General features: G+C 43.7%; 12 protein-coding genes, 1 tRNA gene and 1 riboswitch. Of the genes, 1 reads left to right on the top strand and 12 read right to left on the bottom strand.

Annotation, left to right across the window (positions count from 1 at the left end):
- The first annotated feature begins 35 nt into the window (after positions 1 to 35).
- Positions 36 to 1217 (top strand): radical SAM family heme chaperone HemW, encoded by a 1182-nt coding sequence (gene hemW, locus LHF31_RS09445; protein WP_298003476.1) that lies wholly within the window; start codon positions 36 to 38, stop codon positions 1215 to 1217.
- Here the strand turns inward: hemW and LHF31_RS09440 are convergent.
- The 12 genes from LHF31_RS09440 to LHF31_RS09385 all read right to left on the bottom strand — a co-directional run bounded on the left by LHF31_RS09440 (position 1214) and on the right by LHF31_RS09385 (position 19501).
- Positions 1214 to 2257: a L,D-transpeptidase gene (locus LHF31_RS09440; RefSeq protein WP_298003479.1), complete on the bottom strand. Its 1044-nt coding sequence runs from the start codon at positions 2255 to 2257 to the stop codon at positions 1214 to 1216. The genes hemW and LHF31_RS09440 overlap by 4 nt on opposite strands.
- A gap of 466 nt (positions 2258 to 2723) precedes the next feature.
- A tRNA-Pro gene (locus LHF31_RS09435) sits at positions 2724 to 2798 on the bottom strand.
- A 59-nt stretch (positions 2799 to 2857) separates the two neighbouring features.
- Positions 2858 to 4000, bottom strand: a complete 1143-nt coding sequence (locus LHF31_RS09430) for a GAF domain-containing protein (protein WP_298003482.1) — start codon at positions 3998 to 4000, stop codon at positions 2858 to 2860.
- 34 nt (positions 4001 to 4034) lie between these two features.
- The gene (locus LHF31_RS09425; protein WP_298003485.1) at positions 4035 to 5669 is read right to left on the bottom strand and encodes a radical SAM protein; all 1635 of its coding nucleotides are present in this window, start codon (positions 5667 to 5669) and stop codon (positions 4035 to 4037) included.
- Positions 5670 to 5681: 12 nt separating this feature from the next.
- Entirely contained in the window at positions 5682 to 6902 is a 1221-nt protein-coding gene (locus LHF31_RS09420; protein WP_298003488.1) for a glycosyltransferase family 2 protein, read from the bottom strand.
- Positions 6903 to 6921: 19 nt separating this feature from the next.
- Positions 6922 to 7704, bottom strand: a complete 783-nt coding sequence (locus LHF31_RS09415) for a DapH/DapD/GlmU-related protein (protein WP_298003490.1) — start codon at positions 7702 to 7704, stop codon at positions 6922 to 6924.
- 41 nt (positions 7705 to 7745) lie between these two features.
- A riboswitch (cyclic di-GMP riboswitch) is annotated at positions 7746 to 7847 on the bottom strand.
- 118 nt (positions 7848 to 7965) lie between these two features.
- Positions 7966 to 8892 carry an NAD-dependent epimerase/dehydratase family protein gene (locus tag LHF31_RS09410; protein WP_298003495.1) on the bottom strand — a complete coding sequence of 309 codons (927 nt, stop codon included), beginning with the start codon at positions 8890 to 8892 and terminating at the stop codon, positions 7966 to 7968.
- A 24-nt stretch (positions 8893 to 8916) separates the two neighbouring features.
- Positions 8917 to 9414 (bottom strand): ribonuclease HI, encoded by a 498-nt coding sequence (gene rnhA, locus LHF31_RS09405; protein ID WP_298003498.1) that lies wholly within the window; start codon positions 9412 to 9414, stop codon positions 8917 to 8919.
- 73 nt (positions 9415 to 9487) lie between these two features.
- Positions 9488 to 11221, bottom strand: a complete 1734-nt coding sequence (locus LHF31_RS09400) for a hypothetical protein (protein ID WP_298003501.1) — start codon at positions 11219 to 11221, stop codon at positions 9488 to 9490.
- Positions 11222 to 11275: 54 nt separating this feature from the next.
- Positions 11276 to 16612 carry a DUF2298 domain-containing protein gene (locus LHF31_RS09395; protein ID WP_303774162.1) on the bottom strand — a complete coding sequence of 1779 codons (5337 nt, stop codon included), beginning with the start codon at positions 16610 to 16612 and terminating at the stop codon, positions 11276 to 11278.
- Positions 16542 to 18674 (bottom strand): hypothetical protein, encoded by a 2133-nt coding sequence (locus tag LHF31_RS09390; RefSeq protein ID WP_298003505.1) that lies wholly within the window; start codon positions 18672 to 18674, stop codon positions 16542 to 16544. The genes LHF31_RS09395 and LHF31_RS09390 overlap by 71 nt, the downstream gene beginning before the upstream one ends.
- A gap of 29 nt (positions 18675 to 18703) precedes the next feature.
- On the bottom strand, positions 18704 to 19501 hold the full coding sequence (locus LHF31_RS09385; protein ID WP_298003507.1) for a class I SAM-dependent methyltransferase: 798 nt from the start codon (positions 19499 to 19501) through the stop codon (positions 18704 to 18706).

Raw genomic sequence — 19501 nt, 5'->3', positions numbered from 1 at the left:
TGCAATTACTCTCCTATTATGATATCTTCACACCAATGATTCCGGTCAGTATTTATATTCATATCCCCTTTTGCGTCCATCGTTGCGCTTACTGCGATTTCAACACATACGCCGGGATGGAAAAGTGGATTCCATCATATGTAGATGCCTTGTGCAAAGAAATTACCCTGGTCGGTAATGCCGCTCCACAAATGTTCCCAGTTCATACTATTTTTTTTGGTGGAGGCACACCCTCTTTTATTCCGGCAATTTTTATTCAAAAAATTCTGACCGCCATAAGATCCCAATTTCTCATTCTGGAAGAAGCGGAAATTACGCTGGAAGCCAATCCAGGGAGTGTAGAGCCAGAATTATTGGAAACGTTAAGGCTGGCAGGGGTAAACCGGCTATCGATTGGGATGCAAAGCGCTGTCCAGGAAGAATTAAGTCTTCTGACAAGAACACATACCCCAGATGATGTAAAACAATCTATACGATTTGCCAGACAAGCAGGTTTCGAAAATATCAATCTGGATTTAATGTTTGGCATTCCGGGTCAAACAATGGATACCTGGAAATATTCTCTTGACTTTGCCCTATCCCTTGACCCAGAACATTTATCCCTGTACTGCCTTACAGTAGAAGAAGGCACGCCTCTTCATCAATGGGTGGAAAAAGGAAAAACCATCATGCCATCGGAAGATGAAACAGCAGAGATGTATGAATTTTCCATGGATTATCTGGCAGAATTCGGGTTTTTACAATACGAAATATCTAACTGGGCAAAACCAGGCAAAAATGGAGAATGGCAAATGTGCCGTCATAATCTGCAATACTGGAATTATTTACCTTATTTGGGTTTTGGTGCTGGAGCACATGGTTTTTTTGAAAACATCAGAACAGAGAACGTGCGTGCAATTCCAAAATATATCCATCAGATCAACCACTTAATTGCGCAAGCATTTCCCACCAGTCCGGCAAATGATCGGGTGCTCAAATTAGATTTTCAGGAACAAATGAAAGAATATATGATGGTGGGACTCCGACTAACCCACAATGGAGTACAGTTAGAAGATTTCTATTCACGGTTTGGAGTTTCTTTGCTTGAAATTTTTAAAAAAGAAATTAACTTTCTACTTTCTCGTGATTTGATTGAATGGTGCAACAACCAAAGGAACCTTCGCCTGACCAGAAAAGGGAAATTATTGGGAAATCAGGTATTTATCCACTTTGTCTAATGAACCACAACCAGAGTTCCATAACCATTCTGCTCCCATACCCCTGGGGCACACACAGGGGTTGTCCACCGAAAAATCCATTTCGCAATCTCCGTAGGCACATTCACACATCCTCTACTCATAGGGGTCCCCCAGTTACGATGCCAGAATGTACCGTGAATGGCAACTCCGGTCTCAACAAAGAAACAGGTCCATGGAACTCCTACCAGTTCATATGCCTCGATATCCGCAGTCACCTGCCCATTCCCCATATGTTTGGAGGGCATTTTGGAAAAAATATGGAACTCTCCGGTGGGCGTTTCTGTCGGGACGGCATTGGGATCTGGATTCCATCGCGAAACCCCGGTGGAAACGCGAGAACGAAGAACTTCTTTCGCTCCCTCATAGCAGATAAGTTCCTGTCTGGCAATGGACACATCTATGGTTTTCTCCCATGGTTTTACTTCCGGAGAGATTGGAGAAAATTCCTCATCCGGAATCAACCGAAGATGCTCAGCAGGAACAAAATAATGGAATTCCAGTAATTCATCATGAATGCGGTACCAGGCTTTTCCATCGGGTCCCTGCTCAATTCCCGTTACCCAATGAGTGGATTCAAAATAAAGGCGATATACGGGTTCCCATTTCTTTCGCCATGGGATATAACGGAAAGACTGAGTAAAAGGAACGGTTACTTCTGCAAGTTTTCCGCCTTCAGGAATCTCGTTAATTACAGAATTAAGTTGGAATTTTACTTTTTGCAATCTGGCACTGTGTATATAACCTCTCCATACCCGATACCATATCGGATTATAGCCGGGTCCATGGGGAGAAATGACTTCTTCATACACATTGATTAATTCATCCCTATATCGCTGGTATAAAATGGGACTTTTGTCGTTTGGCTCTTTGTAAACGGAAACCGAGTATGTGGCTACACGCAAAATATCCCCGCTATATCCCGATTCAGGGTAATAAAGTAAGGGACGGAACGCCAACGAGCCTAATCCCAACCCGATTAATTTGAGGAATTCCCGACGATTCATCTCGTATTTCTTCATCTCAAAGCTCAGTGCTATACCAACTGATAAACTTTTGCCCTTTTCCGCAGGGCATAAACCATCTCTGAAAAAGCGTTCATTGTAAACGCCAGACTAATAAACAACGGAACTGCAGCCGGCAATTTATGAAACACCAAGATTGCTGCAGAGATACCATATAAAGAGAGGATTAGTTCTCCCCACGTAGTACAACATATCTTTCATTATAAATCGGCAATTGGACAAGCAACCGTGGAAACTGGTTAAGGTTTCCGGTAACAGGGCGTTTTCGATCTGAACGGACAAAAAAGAGCAAAATGAGTATCAGCAAATGAATACTGAACATCGCTAAAAACCATATTGATCGATAAATAAGCACCCTCAAGTGTCACTGCAATTATTTGTCTCATCATAATGTCTGATTATATGCACCTACTCTAAACACTACAAGAAAACAAAAGAACCACCCCCCTAAAGGTGGTTCTTGTCGGGGCGAAAGGATTTGAACCTTCGACCTCTTGCACCCCATGCAAGCGCGCTAGCCGGGCTGCGCCACGCCCCGATTGCTGTTGTAATTATACCGCAATTTTTGATGTTGGCAATGGTTTTATCAAAATTTTCTCAGGCTTTTCGCCTGAAAGAATAAGAAATTGCAACAGTTATCGTTGTCAGCATGGCTAAATCTTCCATGGTGAAATGATAAGGTGAAGTACGACTGAGTGTTAACACTCCTGCCACACGATCCTGCACCATCAAGGGAACACAAATGGCTGAACGCGCTACATCTGTCTGGACTTTTTGCGGTTCAGACTTCATCCAACGTGGATCTCTCATAGTGTTTTCTACCAGAGCCGGTTGACGATTTTCAATCACCCAGTTAGCCAAACCTTCCTGGGTGGCGCGATTTAAGGTGTTTGTAGACTTTCGAAGAACTTCCCCGGCATAGGTAATGGCTCCCTCAATCACTTCCCCATTCTCATCAAGCACAACAATGGAACCACTGGTCGCCCCCACGGATTGTACGGTGAAATCTAAAATTTTCGGTAAAAATTCGTGAAGGTCCAGTTTTTCGGAAAATTCTCTGGTAATGACCTCAAGCAATTCCGATTGATCAAACTGAAATTGACTTTCAGTAGCCACCGGGAATCCAAATAACTGTTCTGCCTTATCTAGAGGTTCTTGAGTGATAATTTCTCCGGTCTGAACAGGAATTTCAAGGTTCTTTATGGCACTACAAATCATATGCTCTAACATGAGATGAACATCCTCAACCTGTTCAATTCGCATGCTTGGAACATGAATCGATATTTGTGCAAGATGTATCAGTTTTCCCCCCGTCATTCCCGTAAAGCCAACAGTAATGGCTCGTCTCTGGTTGGCTAACTCCACTGCTTTTATTACGTTTGGAGAATTTCCACTCGCCGAAATGGCAATGACCAGATCCCCAGCCTCAATTAAATTATCCAGTTGATTTGCAAAAACCGTATCATACCCTTCATCATTGGCATAAGCAGTCATGATTGCCATGTTATCGGTCAAGCCAAAAACACGGAAATGAGGTAAACCCTGTTTCCTGGTATTTTTAGCCAGATCACAAACCATATGAGAGGCTGTCGAAGCGCTACCCCCATTTCCTAGAATAAAAACCTGCTTCCCATTCATCCGGGTTTGATGCAGCAACTGGATAATCTCTTCAACTTTTTCAAGGGGAATTCTGTCAATTACACTTTTTAGGTCTTTCATGTACTCATCTAAGTGTCCCATAACTATAAACCTCCATGTTTGCTTAACTGCACCATTACGAGCCCTTTATCTGCCAGCGCAAGGTTTGTATGCCAACGTCAAGGGCGATCTTAAATGTGTGAACATCCGACAATAACATTTTCAAGTAAGTCAACATAGGACCTGGACGAAAAGCCCATTCGCGGAATGCCCTTCGCTGCCAGTACATCATTCGCTCTGCAGATAAATGCGGGTAATCCAAAACGGTTTCTTTGTCCATATCCACCTGTTCCCAACGAGTTCCTTTTCGGAACCAGCCTTCTCGGACAACCTCGAAGAAAAATGGCGTTCCCGGATACGGGGCAGCGATATGGAAAAGAGCCAGGTCCAAAGGAAGCGCTTTAGCAAAATCAATCGTCTGACGGATTGTCTCTTCAGTTTCACCGGGTAAACCAATGATGAAATATCCCCAGTTGCGAATACCCGCCTTCCTGGCAAGTGTGAGGGAATGAATGGCTCTTTCGGGATATGCTCCTTTACGAGCGTGTCGGAGGATTTGCTCATTTCCGCTTTCAATGCCCCAGGAAATAAACCAGCAACCGGCTTTAGCCATGAGATTAAGCATCTCTTCATCCACATAATCCACACGGCTATTGCAAGTCCACTTGATTTTCAATCCCTGATCAATAATTAGCCGACACAACTCAACAACCTGATCACGACTCACAGTGAAAAGATCAGCGTACATGTGAATATTATTAATCCCCAGGTTCTTTAAGACCCAAAGTTCTTCCACAATCTTTTCAGGGGAGCGCAACCTTACTGTGTATTGATAGGAAACATGTTTGATACAGTAAGTACATCCCGCTGTACAACCCCGGCTGGTAACAATAAAAGTAAATGGTCCTTTCATCATTGGCATCCGGTAACTCTTCAACGGCAAGAGTTCATGTGCAGGAATAGGCAAATCATCCAGGTCGGCAATAAACGGTCTGGGAGGGTTTTTTATGATTTCTTCTCCTCTTCTCCAGACAATGCCCCGAATGCCAGCCATGTTCAACACGCCCTCTTCAATAGAAGGCTTGTATCCCATTTCCTTATCAAACATCACTTGAATTTCTGGAGGGCGCTGGTTAACTTTGTTTTCCAGATGATCGAGTAAATCCCTAATGGTCAGGTCAGGTTCACCATACAGCACATAATCCAATGAAACGAATCCTCTCATAGTTTCCACAGGGATGGGAGTGACGTGAGTGCCAAATGCCATGGTCTTTGCACCACGGTTTTTTGCCAGGAAAACTCCATACATATCATTTTCCAGCGTCGGTGCAGTAACCTGTGTCAGGTAGTATTTGGGCTGATAACGGTCAAGTAACGCCTTAAATTCCTTCCACCCGATTCGTGAACCAATGCAATCTATCACTTTGACTGTATAGGCATCTCGTAGAATGGCTGCCATTTGAGCAAGAGATACCTGTGGCCAGACCATGTTCTCGCGGGAACGTCTGCCAACCCGGTGTTGAGAACGAATCCAGATTCCTCCATCAGGAGATGGAGGGTTTACCAGTAAAATATCAACGGCATCTGCAGATCGCTCTCGATTGTGTATAGAGTCCCTCACGATCTCATCTGCATTTGGGAAATTGGATTCGCGAAGTTTCGCAATGCGCGCGGTACCAAGATTTTTAAATTCTCGTTGTTGTTGTTCCATTTCTAACTCCTTTCATTCCTCAAGAAAATCACCGTTAAGATCCTTCTCAGTGAGCAGTTCCCTCTGGCTTAATTCACCTAAAATGCGAATCAAAATCCAGTAAATCATCAGTTGAACTCCTACCAATGTCAACAGTGCTCCACCGAGTAAATACAGCCATAGTCGAGTAATTTCCCATCCTGATAATCCCAGAACCAGACTGACTACTCCAATGATTAAACCACCCAGAACAGAGAGCAGTCCCATCCATCCAAACTGCTGCTCCAAAGGTTTCTTAAAAATGGGTTTACCAAACAAACCTTGCCGGATTGGGATCTTGTAAAACAAAGACACAATGTAGTTAAAAGTCGCTCCCAAAGCAAAAAGGCTTACACCAGTCACGCCTAAAACCAGCGCGGTAAAAACCGCTACCACGCCCCAGGGGCCTAAAGTAGTGATTCCCATCAATCGAGCAACAACCAGTCCAAGTCCTATTAATCCTGCAGGTATCACCCCAGCCAACCCAAGTATGCCCAAAACACGAACAGGGTTATATCCTAAAACAGTCCAAACCATGGACTGGAAAAATCTGGTCCCGTCTCGAATTACACTGAGTTTTGAGCGTCCTACCCTTTCGCTGTAAGGAATGGGTACTTCCACCATCTTGATTCCTTCGTGAACTGCCCTTGTGCTCATTACGGGAGTAAGATTCAAACCATCGGGTAGCGGCGAAAGTCTCCTCAAAATTTCTTTGCGAAATACACGCATACCAGAAGCACTATCGGTAATTCTTTGCCATCCTAAAACATTTAGGAGATTTGCAAAAATAATGTTGCCAATCCTGCGTGTTAAGGGCATTTTGCTTTCTGCCCCTGCCATACGAGACCCAATGACCAGATCGGCACCATTCAAAGCCGCCAGGCATAACTGTGGGAAGTATTCTGGTGGATAAGTACCATCTGCATCCAGAAATCCAATGAGTTCTCCGCGGGCTTCATTAAACCCTGTTTTTAAGGCTGCTCCATACCCCCGGTTTTTCGGATGAGAAAGCACACGCACGCAATCAAATTGTTCGGCAACCTTGCTGGCTTCTTCTGCTGTCCTATCCCGGCTGCCATCATTAACAACCAGGAGTTCCATTTCAAAGATGCCTACTTTTTTCAATTCATCTCGAATTTGTAAGACCCTATTCATTATTTCTGCAATACCGTGCTCTTCATTGTATGCAGGGATCACAATTGACAACATTGACATAACACATCTCTAATAGGTGTTAGAAATAAATTTTCCGGTGATCTTCGGGGAAATTTTCCTTGCTAATTTCCCGAATAATCTTTGCCGGGACTCCACCAACGAGGGTATGGGGAGGAACATCATGGGTTACTACCGAGCCGGCAGCAACAACAGACCCTTTTCCAATTTTCACCCCGTCGGTTACAATGCAACCAGCCCCCAGCCAAACATCATCTTCAATTACAATTCCTTCGGCTGTAATTCCCTGATAAATAAAAGGCTCCTCTGGGTCACGAAAGACGTGATTTACAGCCAGAATCTGTGTAAAGGGAGAGGTATAAACTCTATCCCCAATCCATACCCCACCCTGACCACGAATTACAGAATACTCTCCAATCAAACAATTATTTCCTATGCGAATTCCGGCATTAGGTAACGATCGGAAATTGTAAACATGCAAAACCGCGCCATGCATTACAATGGAATTCTGACCAATTTCAATCCCATTTGGGCAAGCATGTAGATAAACCCCCTGATCCAGGTAAACGCCATGATGCAGCACAATGTGATTTGCAAATCGCAATCGCACGCCAGACTCAATGGCAACCAGCCCTTTCATTGATAAGATGAGCCGGTACACTATGGCTCTTATGCCAATTCCTGCAATCGTTGGAATCCAGCCAAAGAGGAAGTAAATTAATTGTTCAAGGAAATATCGGGCGAGCGAATCCGCCTGACGTTGCAAATACAAACTTACGCCATTTCCTTTTTCAGATGAACGGTTAGGGATTTTCATACTTTCAATTTGGTAATTTGTTTCCATATGGCTGGCAAAAATATCCTTTTTAAAAAGCGAAACCGACCGCTTTTTGTGGTCGGTTTCGCTATTGGCTCGTCAGAACACTTCCCACACTTTCGGGAAAGCGACCAATTCCCTGGTTCTGAGTCAACGCCTCCACAAATCTAACAATATTCTGTTCCCAAAATTTATTCTGCAATTTCTCCTTGGAGAATATTAATCTAAAAAGTCACCAAATGTCAATCTCTCTGGAAGGATCGTAATTGAATTGCAATTCAATTCAAATTAAGCCATCTCACTCTTCTTTGTATATTCCACCGTTTGGCTTAACCCTTCATCCAGAGAAATGGTTTGCGACCATCCTAACTCTTCTTTAGCCCTTTGAGCATTCAGGTAAATTTTAAAGGTTTCTCCAACCTTTGCAGGCGCATAAACGGGCTCGCCCGCATATCCTGTAATGGATTTCAAGCGTCTGAACAATTCCTTTACTGATGTTCCCTGCCCACTACCAAGGTTATAAACACGACCACTACCGTTCTCTAAAGCAAGCAAATTTGCCAGCGCGCAATCATGGACATGAACATAATCCCGAACCTGTTCACCACTACCGTAAATGGTCACAGGCTGTCCCCGTAACATTTGACCAGTGAAAATGGCAATGACGCCCGCCTCACCTAAAGGATCTTGACGGGGTCCATAAACATTCGGATATCGAAACACTGTGTAATCAATTCCGTAATTCTGTTGATAAATATATAAATACAGTTCAAACGCATACTTCGTTAAACCATACGGACACAAGGGACGAACTGGATGTTCCTCATCACATGGAAGATAAACAGGTTCCCCGTAAACAGCCCCACCACTTGAAATATAAATTATCTTGCGAACATGAAATTCTCTACAAAGTTCCAATAAGTGCACCGAACCTCGAATATTGACATCCGCATCATATAGTGGATCGGTAACAGAACGCCTGACATTCATCTGGGCAGCGTGATGATCCACTACATCGGGCTTTTCTTGTTCAAATACATACCGTAGTTCGGGCTCCCGGATATCCACCTGATAAAATCTTGCTTTAGGGTTGAGATTCCTTTGCCGTCCTGTTGAGAGATTGTCAACCACAACAACATCATGCCCAGCCTCAATCATCAGGTCAACCACATGAGACCCAATGAAACCAGCCCCTCCGGTGACTAATATTTTCATTTTTCCTCTTTTCTACAATTGGTTTTAAAACAAGGAAGGTTCAAAAGACCTGGTGGATCCTTCTTCAAAAGCAATATCCCTGGGTAAGTCTTTTCTGCGTGCCATCTGATGAGCAAGAAAATCGCATCTTTCATTTTCGGGATTTCCCTGATGCCCCATTACCCAGTGTAACCGAACCCGATGCTTTTCACACAGTGTCAGGAACTTCTCCCATAAATCAACATTCTCCGCCGGTTCCTTTTTGTTTCTCTTCCACCCTTTCTCCCGCCAGCGGAATACTGCTCCAGAGTTAAAGTTTTCGACCAGATATTTTGAATCCGAATACAAATCTACTTCGCAGGTCATTTTCAATGCTTCCAATGCTGCAATGGCAGCCATGAGTTCCATTCGATTGTTGGTCGTATATTGAAAACCTCCGGTAATTTCTTTTCTATGGTTTTCATTGATTAAAATGGCAGCATACCCCCCCGTGCCGGGATTACCGATACATGCTCCATCTGTGTAAATCGTTATTCGTTTCATATCACCGACTTCAAGAAGATTTTTGTTTACCCTCGGATTATTATTCTTATTATAATCTAATTAATATACAATATCAGTTCGCCGGATTGTCTAATTCCGAATTCAAATTTAGACTTTCATTCCCTACCAAACCTTCTGGCAGGATATCATTCCTTACCCACAAGATGGCTTCCTGTTTTTGTATCACCGCTTCGGGAAGACTGCGTGAAAACATCCAATCAAACCACTCAGGCGGTGAAAGAAGTTCCCAGGCAATCCTTTGATCCACTAAAAACGCCCTTCCCCGATACGCGTTGGACTCATTGAAACCCAGCGTATTGAATGCAATGACCACATCAGGATTAAACCCATCATACTCTCCTGAGATATAGGAAACATTTAAACGATCACGAAAAGCCCAACGCCATACGTATCTTTCGGAAGGGGCTACAATTGTCAGTGGTTTTGTATGGGATTTCCTCCACTCATTTACATTCTGGATAAATGAGAATATTGCCTTTTCTTCCTGGATCCGCCCTGGCATTTTCCAGATCTCTTGATCGCTTTGAGGAGAAGTGATTCGGAAAAGAGAAAACACGCTTAAGATGACCAGGAAAGTTCCCAATGCCCAATAGATCCCATGCAATGCCGTGGACAATGATCTTTCCCACGAAACAAGCAAAGTTAAAATCATTGCCATGATGATGGGTATGGCAATGGGCAAAATTTTCAACAGAAGGTTTTCATTATCCCCTATTCCGCCCATTCGAAAAATGATTTGAGTGAGGTATGCCAGAATTCCTAATAAAACCACGCCTAAAAGTAGAGAACCCTTTGCCCCTTCACCTGACTGTTTAACCATGTTTTGAATCTGTAAACCAGCGAGGTAAGCAAGCGGGGGGATTATAAAAATCAAATCGAAGACTTCTTTTCCCGGGAAAATCAAAATCCAGACCAACCATAATGTTATCCATAGAGTAATTATTTTTATGGTCTGATTATTTTTCAGAAAATACACGGCTCCCAAAACCGCAAAAAACACCAACCCCAACTCATAGCCCAACATTCCAAACAGGAACTGCATAAAATGCATTCCAGTAGATGATCGCCATGTCTCAAGATAATGGGGCAAAAAGTTTGCCCATACTCCTATATTTTGAGGAATCACCATGAAACAGGTCATGAATAATAGCGCAAGAACGACTGCCAGCCAAAAATGCCTTTTTTCAAGCCTTTTTATATGGATATCTGGTAGGTTTACCTTCCAGAAAACTGTTGCAAGCCAACCGGTCAGCAGTACAGGAACAAGAAAATGGAATATTAATGGGCTCGAAAAAAAAGATAGGCAACCAAACAACAAGCCTTTGAAATAATCTTTTTTCCAAAGAAAAACAAAAGCATAGAACAATGTAGTCAGCAAGATGATTTGAGTATTTACCTGACGGGAAACCGCCACAAGTGCAGGATCAATCGCCAGCCATAAAGCAATCCACAATGCCAGTCCATTTTTTCGTTCTTGATCCAAAAAAAAGGGTAATAGAATAAGGCTAATCCCCATGAGTGCGGGGAAGAAACGAGCAAGGAAATTGTTTGGCCCAAAAAGCCAGAAGAAAATAGAGGTGAAACTGATGTATAAGGGAGATGAGGACCCAGAGACGCTTTGTAGATCAATCACCTGATAAGCAAGTCTGGCTTCATTTTCTCCTAACGGAGATGAACCCAAGCCAATCAATCGTAAGAGGGCTCCTATAATCACGATTAAAACCCAAAAATAAGGGCGGTTATACCAGGCTTTCTTTTCCACATCAGAGGAAATGATTGCGCTCATAGATCCTCGCTGAATTAAATATTATTGCTGGGTAAAATGAAAATCCCCACAACATTAATCCCGGACTTGATAAATCACCGTTTGCCCGTTTCGATAAACTTCATCCCACAGGATGCCGTTAAGACGTTCAAATTTCGCTAAACCTTCCGGTGGATAAATAGCCCGTTCCAAGACACCTACGATGATATACCGGACCTGATACTTTTTGATGAAGGCTTCAGCAAACTGTTCATCCGAAAGCGTATAAAAATCCGCAACGGCTCGAACACGATCGGTTACCCATGATTCAGGCGTCAGCGCACGTTGCTGACGCTGATGCCAATTCCATCCGACCACGGCAGGCAATCCTGTATAGATTGCATATCGATTCCCCCAGCGATACTCTGGCACATGCCCTTCCACAATAACTGGCGTTCCGGAGATATTCTCCTGCATCCAGATAATCGCCTGATAATCTTCTTTCAAAACCAGATCAACGCCACTTTCGTTATACGTGCTGTATGGCATGTATGCCATTCCATCTAAGGTGTGAGGGGCAAATGGACTCATCCGATCTCTAATTTTATCCATGCCGCCCATCAGCGGGAAAAGAAGGGCACTGGCAAACAGGAATGTACCCAGCAGGTACCAGGCAGTTCTCCAGGAAGGGTTCCACCCGGTCTCCACATGCGGATGACTCACACCCAATGCTATTGCAGACGCCAGGGAAAGCAACGTCCAGGCTTGAAGATAGAACTTGAACACGGTATTCATCCGATTGATATCCCCTCTTAATGTAAATAATTCCACAAAGAGGGTCAACACAAGGGCAGTACCAATCATGAAATAAACCGCCCTTTTTGCATCAGGAATTCCCGGTCTCAACATTAAAATTCCTGCCCAGATTGCGAGCGGAAATGCAAGCCAGGCAATGTGCACTTTCATCAATAACAAACCGATTAAGGCACCAAGGAACACTAATAAACCCAGGTAGAGTACATCCTTATATGGGGATAATTTTCTCAGGGCAGAAACTGGTGTAGATGCCATCCAGTCGATGCTTTCCCATCCCATCCAGGCAATAATCAGGAAAAAGAAAAGCCCCCAATGGGTCAAATATGACCAGGACGGAGTTCTTAAACCCTGATACGGAATGAGTTCACTGTAGCCCTGTCCGTACCACTGAGAAAACGGGGCATATAAAACGAAAGAGAACCCGACAAAGAGGCCCAGCGATACAAGAGCAAATATTCCTTTTCTAACAAGAATTGACAGATTCCCTCTTATCCAGTTAACAGAGTTAGATTTAAACAGATTATAAATGACTGCCAAACTTCCTAATGCCAGATACGTTGGATAATCCCAAGTATTCGTGGTTTTCAAGGCACCTACAATCAATCCGCCGATAAAGAGAGAAAAGACAAAGTCCAGGAAATTGCGAAGCGATAGGCGTTCTTCATCCTCCCAACGTTTGAACAGAATTGAAAGTGCCCAGCACAGAGCTAACACAGTAACCGGAAGCGCAATCATGTGGGCATGCAAATCCGCATACAGAAAGGTAAATGCCGGAAATTCCGTAATGGGATCCCCTGTGTTGGCTGGGAAAGCCCGGCTGGGGATCCAGTACCATTCTCCTCTTGGGTAAGGCAAAACAGCACCTGTAAGGTACTTACCCAATCCCTGGATCGTCCAGGTTATTTTTTGAATAAGATTTGCCTCAAGAAATTGTGGGTCAGGAGATGCAAGCCTCATCAATCCATGCCAGATCATTCGGAGCGTGCCCAGATTTCCGACCACCTGAAGCAATAGAACTCCCAAAAACGAATATCCATATGGCGAAGTGTTCAAGCCATGCTTTTGGTTAATTTTCACCAAAGTATTCCAGATAAAACTGAACGCGCCCAACGCAAGTAAACCGTACAAAGTAGGTAAGATCAGGTTATAGGCAACAGATGGAACGATTCCCAGCCATTTCACAGGAATCCCCACCAGCACAAAACCATAGTAGTAATAATTGATGTAACCACCGGCAAACCACGGATCGTAGGGAGGGAAGTAAATGCTTTTTAAGATGGCGTTGAAGTAGGAAAAATCCATCGGCTTCTCACCACCCTTCCAGGGATGCCATAAATCCGGGTTGCCCAAACGAACCAGTAAAAACAACAAGAAAAAGGTGGCAAATACTCCTTCAACGATTAAATAATGTCTGCCATTCTCTCGGAGTTCCTGAAGAATAGATTTTCTTTGAAGAAAACCAGATATGAGCCCGATGGTCAGAAGAGAAAGCATCACAATCGTGATCATCTCTCTGGACACAGGGATTTTATGGCTTCCACCCAGCCAGACCAGGTAAGCCAGTAACAACAATCCGGTTAATCGCGAAAGAGGAAAACCTTTATCAGGCAGGGTTTTAAAAACCACTCTAACAACAGGATAAGTAATCCACCCCAGAACTGCAATGAACAGATACCAAACCAAGACAGTCAATATCGGGTAGCGGTTAATCCAGGACTGTCTGTTAAACAGTTCCTGCCAGGTGCCGCTCTCAAGTTGAGCAGCCAAACGGTCCGGCGGTAACAGCAAATTTCCCGGGTATTTTCCGGCTTGTTTGGGTGTAAGATGCACAACCAGACTTAGATCCACCGCGCTGAGGATTTCCTTCACTTTGTTCCGGTCATACTTAGCGCTCTTTTGGAAAATTAATACTTTGGGATGGTCATAAACGGAAAAGGCTTCTTCAGCGAATTGTGAGTTGAACCAGAGATTTCCAAGTCTGGGTTCAGATTGAACCACTTTGACCAGTTCAAACCCTAACTCTCCATCATACATTCCGGGTTGAGCATTGGCATAGCAGGTAAAGAGGTCCTCTGTCTCCGGACAACCTAATAATTTTTGATAATATTTCGTTGTCAACGGGTAACGTTCTGGAACTCGAATGGTTGTGCCCCATTGACGGTTCGAACTGATAAAAATGTAGTCTGCCTGTTCAAGAATGGTCAGGAAACGTTGAAGTTTTTCGGGGTTATCGTCCCAATACATTTCAAAATTCAAATCGCTACGGTAGACCCCGGAATTGAAATCATATGGGCTGTATCCATCCACCCCCAAAGGTAGAGCATCATCCCATGAAGTCTCAATGGCTTGTTTACTGCCGTAAATAGCAATTTGTCCGGAACCGCTCTCCAGAGCAATTTCAAGCGAGTAACTTTTATCAATCGAAAGGTTTACTGGAGAATCCAGGGTCACCCAATACCCTTCTCCTCTGTAATCTTTAACCGGTAAAAACGTCCCTGTGATTCTCCCGGAAGATATTTGGGGGGGGTCTTCATTCGAGCGAACAACCACTCTAATCGTTTTATTACCTGATCCTGCTTCCCAATCTACGACATGATGGAAATAAATATTTGTCAGTGTTCCATTTTTTATTGGACGAAAACCAGTGACAAATTGTTGTCCTTCCCGAATGACTCGAACTGGTTCAGGCAATGGCTGGCGGTATGTTCCATTTTGATTTTGTATCACCAGAAGTGTTGGACCAGCCAGTTCTAATTCTGCTTCCGGTATTGCAGAGATAAATTCAATAAAATACGAATGATCGCTCTCCAAATAAACGGGAGAGTCCAATGTAACAGTATAACTTTTGCCCCGCGGATCTCCTTCTGGTTTAAACACATCCGTAATCAAACCGGACGAGAGAAGATCGCCACTCTCTGCATCCAGAACGTGGATGATGAGGGTAGCCATGTCTGGATCTGCCCTTCGATCTTTAACATGCGGGATTTCCAGAGTCACCAGGTTTCCAGATTGGAAGGGAGTCACAAGAACCTTCATCGGATTGGGTGTCAGAGAATACCCATAATCAAAACTCACCGGTTGGTTGATCAGATTTTGATCGGTTTGAATCTGGAGATTAATCGGTCCAGGAACATTCTGGTAAATCCAACGGCTAGCCTCAACACGTGTAAACGGAGAACGATAAATTTGAATAAACGCAACCGCCCACAGAAAAGTTGAAATAACCACTAAGCCGCCCAATCCTGCAACAAGTGTCTTAAATCCTCTCAAAGGTAATGGTTTAGATTTGAAGTATTCCCATAACGAGAATATCCCCCAGGAGGCAATAATACTCATCGTGGGATAAATAGGCATTAGATAGCGCATTGACGGAGTAGCACTGGATGATTGCCAGAGAAAGTAAATTCCCGTCCAGCCCCACAGGAGAAGATGCTTACGCCATTCCCCTTTTATTATCATCCATCCCATCAGTAAAAAACTCACCCAAGCCCATACCCCTAAAGGAGCACCCAAACCCCACAGAACCATATTTTGCAAAGCAAACCAGAAAGGACGACGAGCCCATTGAAGTTGTGGCGGGAAATCCACATCACCGCTGTTTTGGCTTGCAAGTTCCTTCATGTTCGCCAGCCATTTCGGATTAATTGAAACATTAAAAAATCCGGGTCCAGAAAAAGCATATGGCTGGAAAACTCTGAAAGTAATGAAAGCAATGATAGCGGCAAAAACTAAATCTCTGATATAAATGCCGAGGATCTGCTCTCTTTTTTCTTCGGTGAACGAAAAGTAACGAATACCCAGCGCCACAGGTAAGAGCAATGCCAGCGGAGCAGAGTTAATTTTTGAAGCCATTGCCATACCCAAAGATAACCCAAAGAAGATAAACGGGATGGCGCTCTCCCAAAAACGTAACCAGGAAAAATTTATGGAAGCCAAATCAAAGTGATCTTCCCATTTTTCTCCATCTAAAGGCAGGATACGAATGGCAAAATACACCGATAACGTTGCAAAGAACGTCATGAATGTATCTTCTTTGAAGAAATGGGAAAGTTGAATAGGCAAAACAGCAAATGCATAGAACAATGCAGCAATCAATGCCAGGCGAGGTTTACGATATAAACGCGATGCGATAAGAAAAACAACCAGAACTGTTCCCAGGTCAAAAATTGCAGAAACCTGTCTGCCCACCAGATGAATCTGGTCGTAACCGGTTTGTCCTACCCATTCAGCAATATATCGCACAATAAACATGGGTAGTGTACCGTATACATAAAAACCATAACCCCGGTTATGAGGATTCAACGTAGAATTTTCAGTATCAAAATATTCAGAAAGATTTTTTACAGGTTCAATAGAGGTCGCCACCATGGTCAGAAAACGCTCATCCGGATGCATATGAGTGTTTTCATCCCAATTAAGCCCAACCGTGCGGAAATAGGCTCCCAGAATTATTATTCCGATCAACAAAACATCCCAAACCCAAACAAAACGTTGATTTAATGAACTGGACTGTTGGTTACGAATTTCCATATTACTCCATCCAGGTCTACGGTAATTGATCCTGATCCGCAGGAACCATGAACAAGATGAAATCCTTCCCCTCAACGGAGGAATCATACCAGGATGCTCTTCCTTGAGGATATAAAGTTCTCAGCGCCTCAAGCGATTCAACATCTGCCGGATTAAGCATAAATAACTTCGCTCGAGGATCGGCTGTTGTTTCAAAGAACTGATCCTTAAAGATTTCAGGATTCCGATTAACAAAACCGGCATTGATCCCTACCAGACGAGTATCTACCCAGTATGGATATCCCACCACGTAAACAGTATCAGGTGAACCAGTAATTCGGGAAAAACCTCGCATAATCCCACCCATTTCGCTCGTATTCCATGCAGATTGCCGGTACAACCGGTTATACTGAACGAAAAACAATTCGTAATTAAAGAGCAATGCCATCAGGAAAATAATAACCCCAATAATACTCACACCTTTTATGGCGTTTTTCTCTGATAAGACATTTCGAATTCCCTGAATAAGCGAGTCAAAACCAATTGCCACCAGTAAAAAGACAGGAACATAGGCTCCAGCGGTTCGGTTCAGATTTGGATTTTCATCTGGAAAAGCCAGAGACAGAACAGAAGGCATTAACAACAATGGTATCGATAAAAGCAATAACAAATCCACCCAATGGCGTTTTTGAATGTAGCGGATCAACACTACTACCATACCAATAAAAAACAGCACAGCCGTAACTGGATCTAACGCAGGCCGATAAGGAATAGAATGCACCCAAACATTTCCATTACTCCAGAAGAACATGGTTAATGCATTCCATAGGTTGTTGAGGAAAACCGCCAGTACCGGTGCTGGCAAAGATCGTTCGAAATACCCTACTCGGGTTAATGCCCGGTAAGCGAATATCTGCGGATTTTCCAGAGCATATCGGAATAATGGCAAGAAGATGAAGAACGAAACGATTATGACAAAACCCAGCCAGTAGGCAGTCTGGATGCGCTCTGCTTTTGTTTTCAAATGGAGACCGTAAATGATGAAAGCCACAATGACTAAGAATGGAACCATTCGACTGGAGGTATAACCATGCAACCCTATTCCTAACGCAATTCCAGCCCAGATAAAATCATTTCGATCACGATTGATCAATCCGCGAATCAAGTAAAACATGAGGGGGGCTACACAAAACGGGTAGAGGGGAAATCTCAAGCCTATTCTTGAAATGATGTTGGGCCAATACCCTATTCCTGCAAATACCAACACAAATAAAGCCAGCCATTTCCCCCCAAGCAAGTTTCCTAACCGGGCCATGTAGTATAGAGTAATCAAACCCACAATCACCGTACCGATTTTCAGGCTCATGAAAGAGATACCTGTATTAAAGAGAACGGCGATGAGCGCTGTCCAGTAGAACTGAAATGCCTCTCGTCCTGTGTTACGTTCAAAAAAGATCTTGTATTGTCCATTCAACACATCTCGAACATCGTACAATTTTTCGGCATGGTCAGATACCATTTCTGAAGGAATTTGTTCGAGATTTGCCAATCGAAAATATCCTACAACAATCAGAGCCAGAATCAGGACTATTCCCCATATAGAAATGGAGAAGTTTACCTTCGGAGCACGAATCCACTTTCCTGCAGCGGTAATCCATGCCAACCACCGGGAATACGTAGTTGGCGAGAGGATGGCAATGAACAGTGAGATGATTGCAAACAACCAGATTAACACATTCAGGGAGTTAAACCGATTCCCGCCAAAAAGAACAAAAGAAATCACCATGCCAGTTCCCGCTGCCAGCAGCCAATTCCAGCGAATCTGAATATTTTCCACCCGAGTAGAATCATCAGGGACAGCAGGAATCACCAGATATCCAAACCGAACAGCAAAAATGAGCAGGATGCCACCGACAAGATAGAATAACCCACCCCAAAGGGGTAACCGATCAGGCGGTTCCAACATGAACTGACCGACCAATAAAACAACGAATGGCAACAGAGACAGCCAGGGAATAGATGACAAAGTCAATAAATTGGGGCTTTCTTTTCTTTCTTCAGAAACGACAGATGTTTCTGCGGTTTCTTGGAAAGAAAAGTCCAGGTTTGATTTTTTCCAAAATTGGACTTTTGCTTTTACATAATCCCAAACGCTTGGTTCTTCCATCATACGCACTGCACCTGTTTTGGACTGAATGATTATTCTGCTTTTCGGGTGATGTAGAAACTATAAACACCTTCTGGAGAGAATGGGTTTTCAAAGGACTTCCTTGCAATCTGATACGCAAACCATAAATTCCATTTCTCTGGCACAAGAATCCAGCGCCCGAGGATTTTTTTCCAGAAAAGGGCTGGAAGCCCCAACACATGCCCGATTTCCATTCTATGTAAAGCCTCTGGAGAAAAATAATCCCAGGTTTTCTCGATCATCAATCCTGCAGATGACAGCCTTTGCTTCCACACATCCGGCGAATCGCAATGATGATGTCGAGAAATGCGGTTGAAAAAATGCGCATATTGGTCAGCAAACCTCGAAAAACCCACTTTACTCAATACCTGCTTTCCCAACAAAAGTTCTGGAAACCGATGATTGGGTACACAAAACACAAAGCGTCCACCAGGGCGAAGCACTCTGGAGATTTCTCCGATCACCTTGTCCACATGAGGAATATGCTCTAATACAGAATTGCTGATCACGCTGGAAAACGAATGGGGGGCAAACGGAAGGATACCACCGTCTCCCAGAATCAGTAACCGATATGCATGATACCTTTTAGACTCATAAAGAGGTCCCCACCAGGGGTCAATTCCCACATCCAGTGGCTGAGTAAAGGCAACCGAAGTAAAATGCCCATCCCCACTGCCTAAATCCAGAACTGGACGAGGGAGATCCACCCCCTGATAAAAACTATCTTCTATCGCCCTGACCATAGCACGAAAATACGGCAAACTGTTCAAATGTCTCCAGAGAATTTGCTCATCTCTTTTATCATTCAT

The organism is Anaerolinea thermophila, from assembly GCF_020723905.1.
Lineage (GTDB): Bacteria > Chloroflexota > Anaerolineae > Anaerolineales > Anaerolineaceae > Anaerolinea > Anaerolinea thermophila_A.
Note: the sequence above shows the minus strand (reverse complement) of the source record. Positions and strands in the feature narration are given on the sequence as shown.

What these genes read in the sequence shown, in the direction of transcription:
- hemW (WP_298003476.1), top strand. Translation starts at nt 36, where the DNA reads ATGATTCCGGTCAGTATTTATATTCATATCCCCTTTTGCGTCCATCGT.
- LHF31_RS09440 (WP_298003479.1), bottom strand. Translation starts at nt 2,257, where the DNA reads ATGAAGAAATACGAGATGAATCGTCGGGAATTCCTCAAATTAATCGGG.
- LHF31_RS09430 (WP_298003482.1), bottom strand. Translation starts at nt 4,000, where the DNA reads ATGGGACACTTAGATGAGTACATGAAAGACCTAAAAAGTGTAATTGAC.
- LHF31_RS09425 (WP_298003485.1), bottom strand. Translation starts at nt 5,669, where the DNA reads ATGGAACAACAACAACGAGAATTTAAAAATCTTGGTACCGCGCGCATT.
- LHF31_RS09420 (WP_298003488.1), bottom strand. Translation starts at nt 6,902, where the DNA reads ATGTCAATGTTGTCAATTGTGATCCCTGCATACAATGAAGAGCACGGT.
- LHF31_RS09415 (WP_298003490.1), bottom strand. Translation starts at nt 7,704, where the DNA reads ATGGAAACAAATTACCAAATTGAAAGTATGAAAATCCCTAACCGTTCA.
- LHF31_RS09410 (WP_298003495.1), bottom strand. Translation starts at nt 8,892, where the DNA reads ATGAAAATATTAGTCACCGGAGGGGCTGGTTTCATTGGGTCTCATGTG.
- rnhA (WP_298003498.1), bottom strand. Translation starts at nt 9,414, where the DNA reads ATGAAACGAATAACGATTTACACAGATGGAGCATGTATCGGTAATCCC.
- LHF31_RS09400 (WP_298003501.1), bottom strand. Translation starts at nt 11,221, where the DNA reads ATGAGCGCAATCATTTCCTCTGATGTGGAAAAGAAAGCCTGGTATAAC.
- LHF31_RS09395 (WP_303774162.1), bottom strand. Translation starts at nt 16,612, where the DNA reads ATGATTCCTCCGTTGAGGGGAAGGATTTCATCTTGTTCATGGTTCCTG.
- LHF31_RS09390 (WP_298003505.1), bottom strand. Translation starts at nt 18,674, where the DNA reads ATGATGGAAGAACCAAGCGTTTGGGATTATGTAAAAGCAAAAGTCCAA.
- LHF31_RS09385 (WP_298003507.1), bottom strand. Translation starts at nt 19,501, where the DNA reads ATGAATGATAAAAGAGATGAGCAAATTCTCTGGAGACATTTGAACAGT.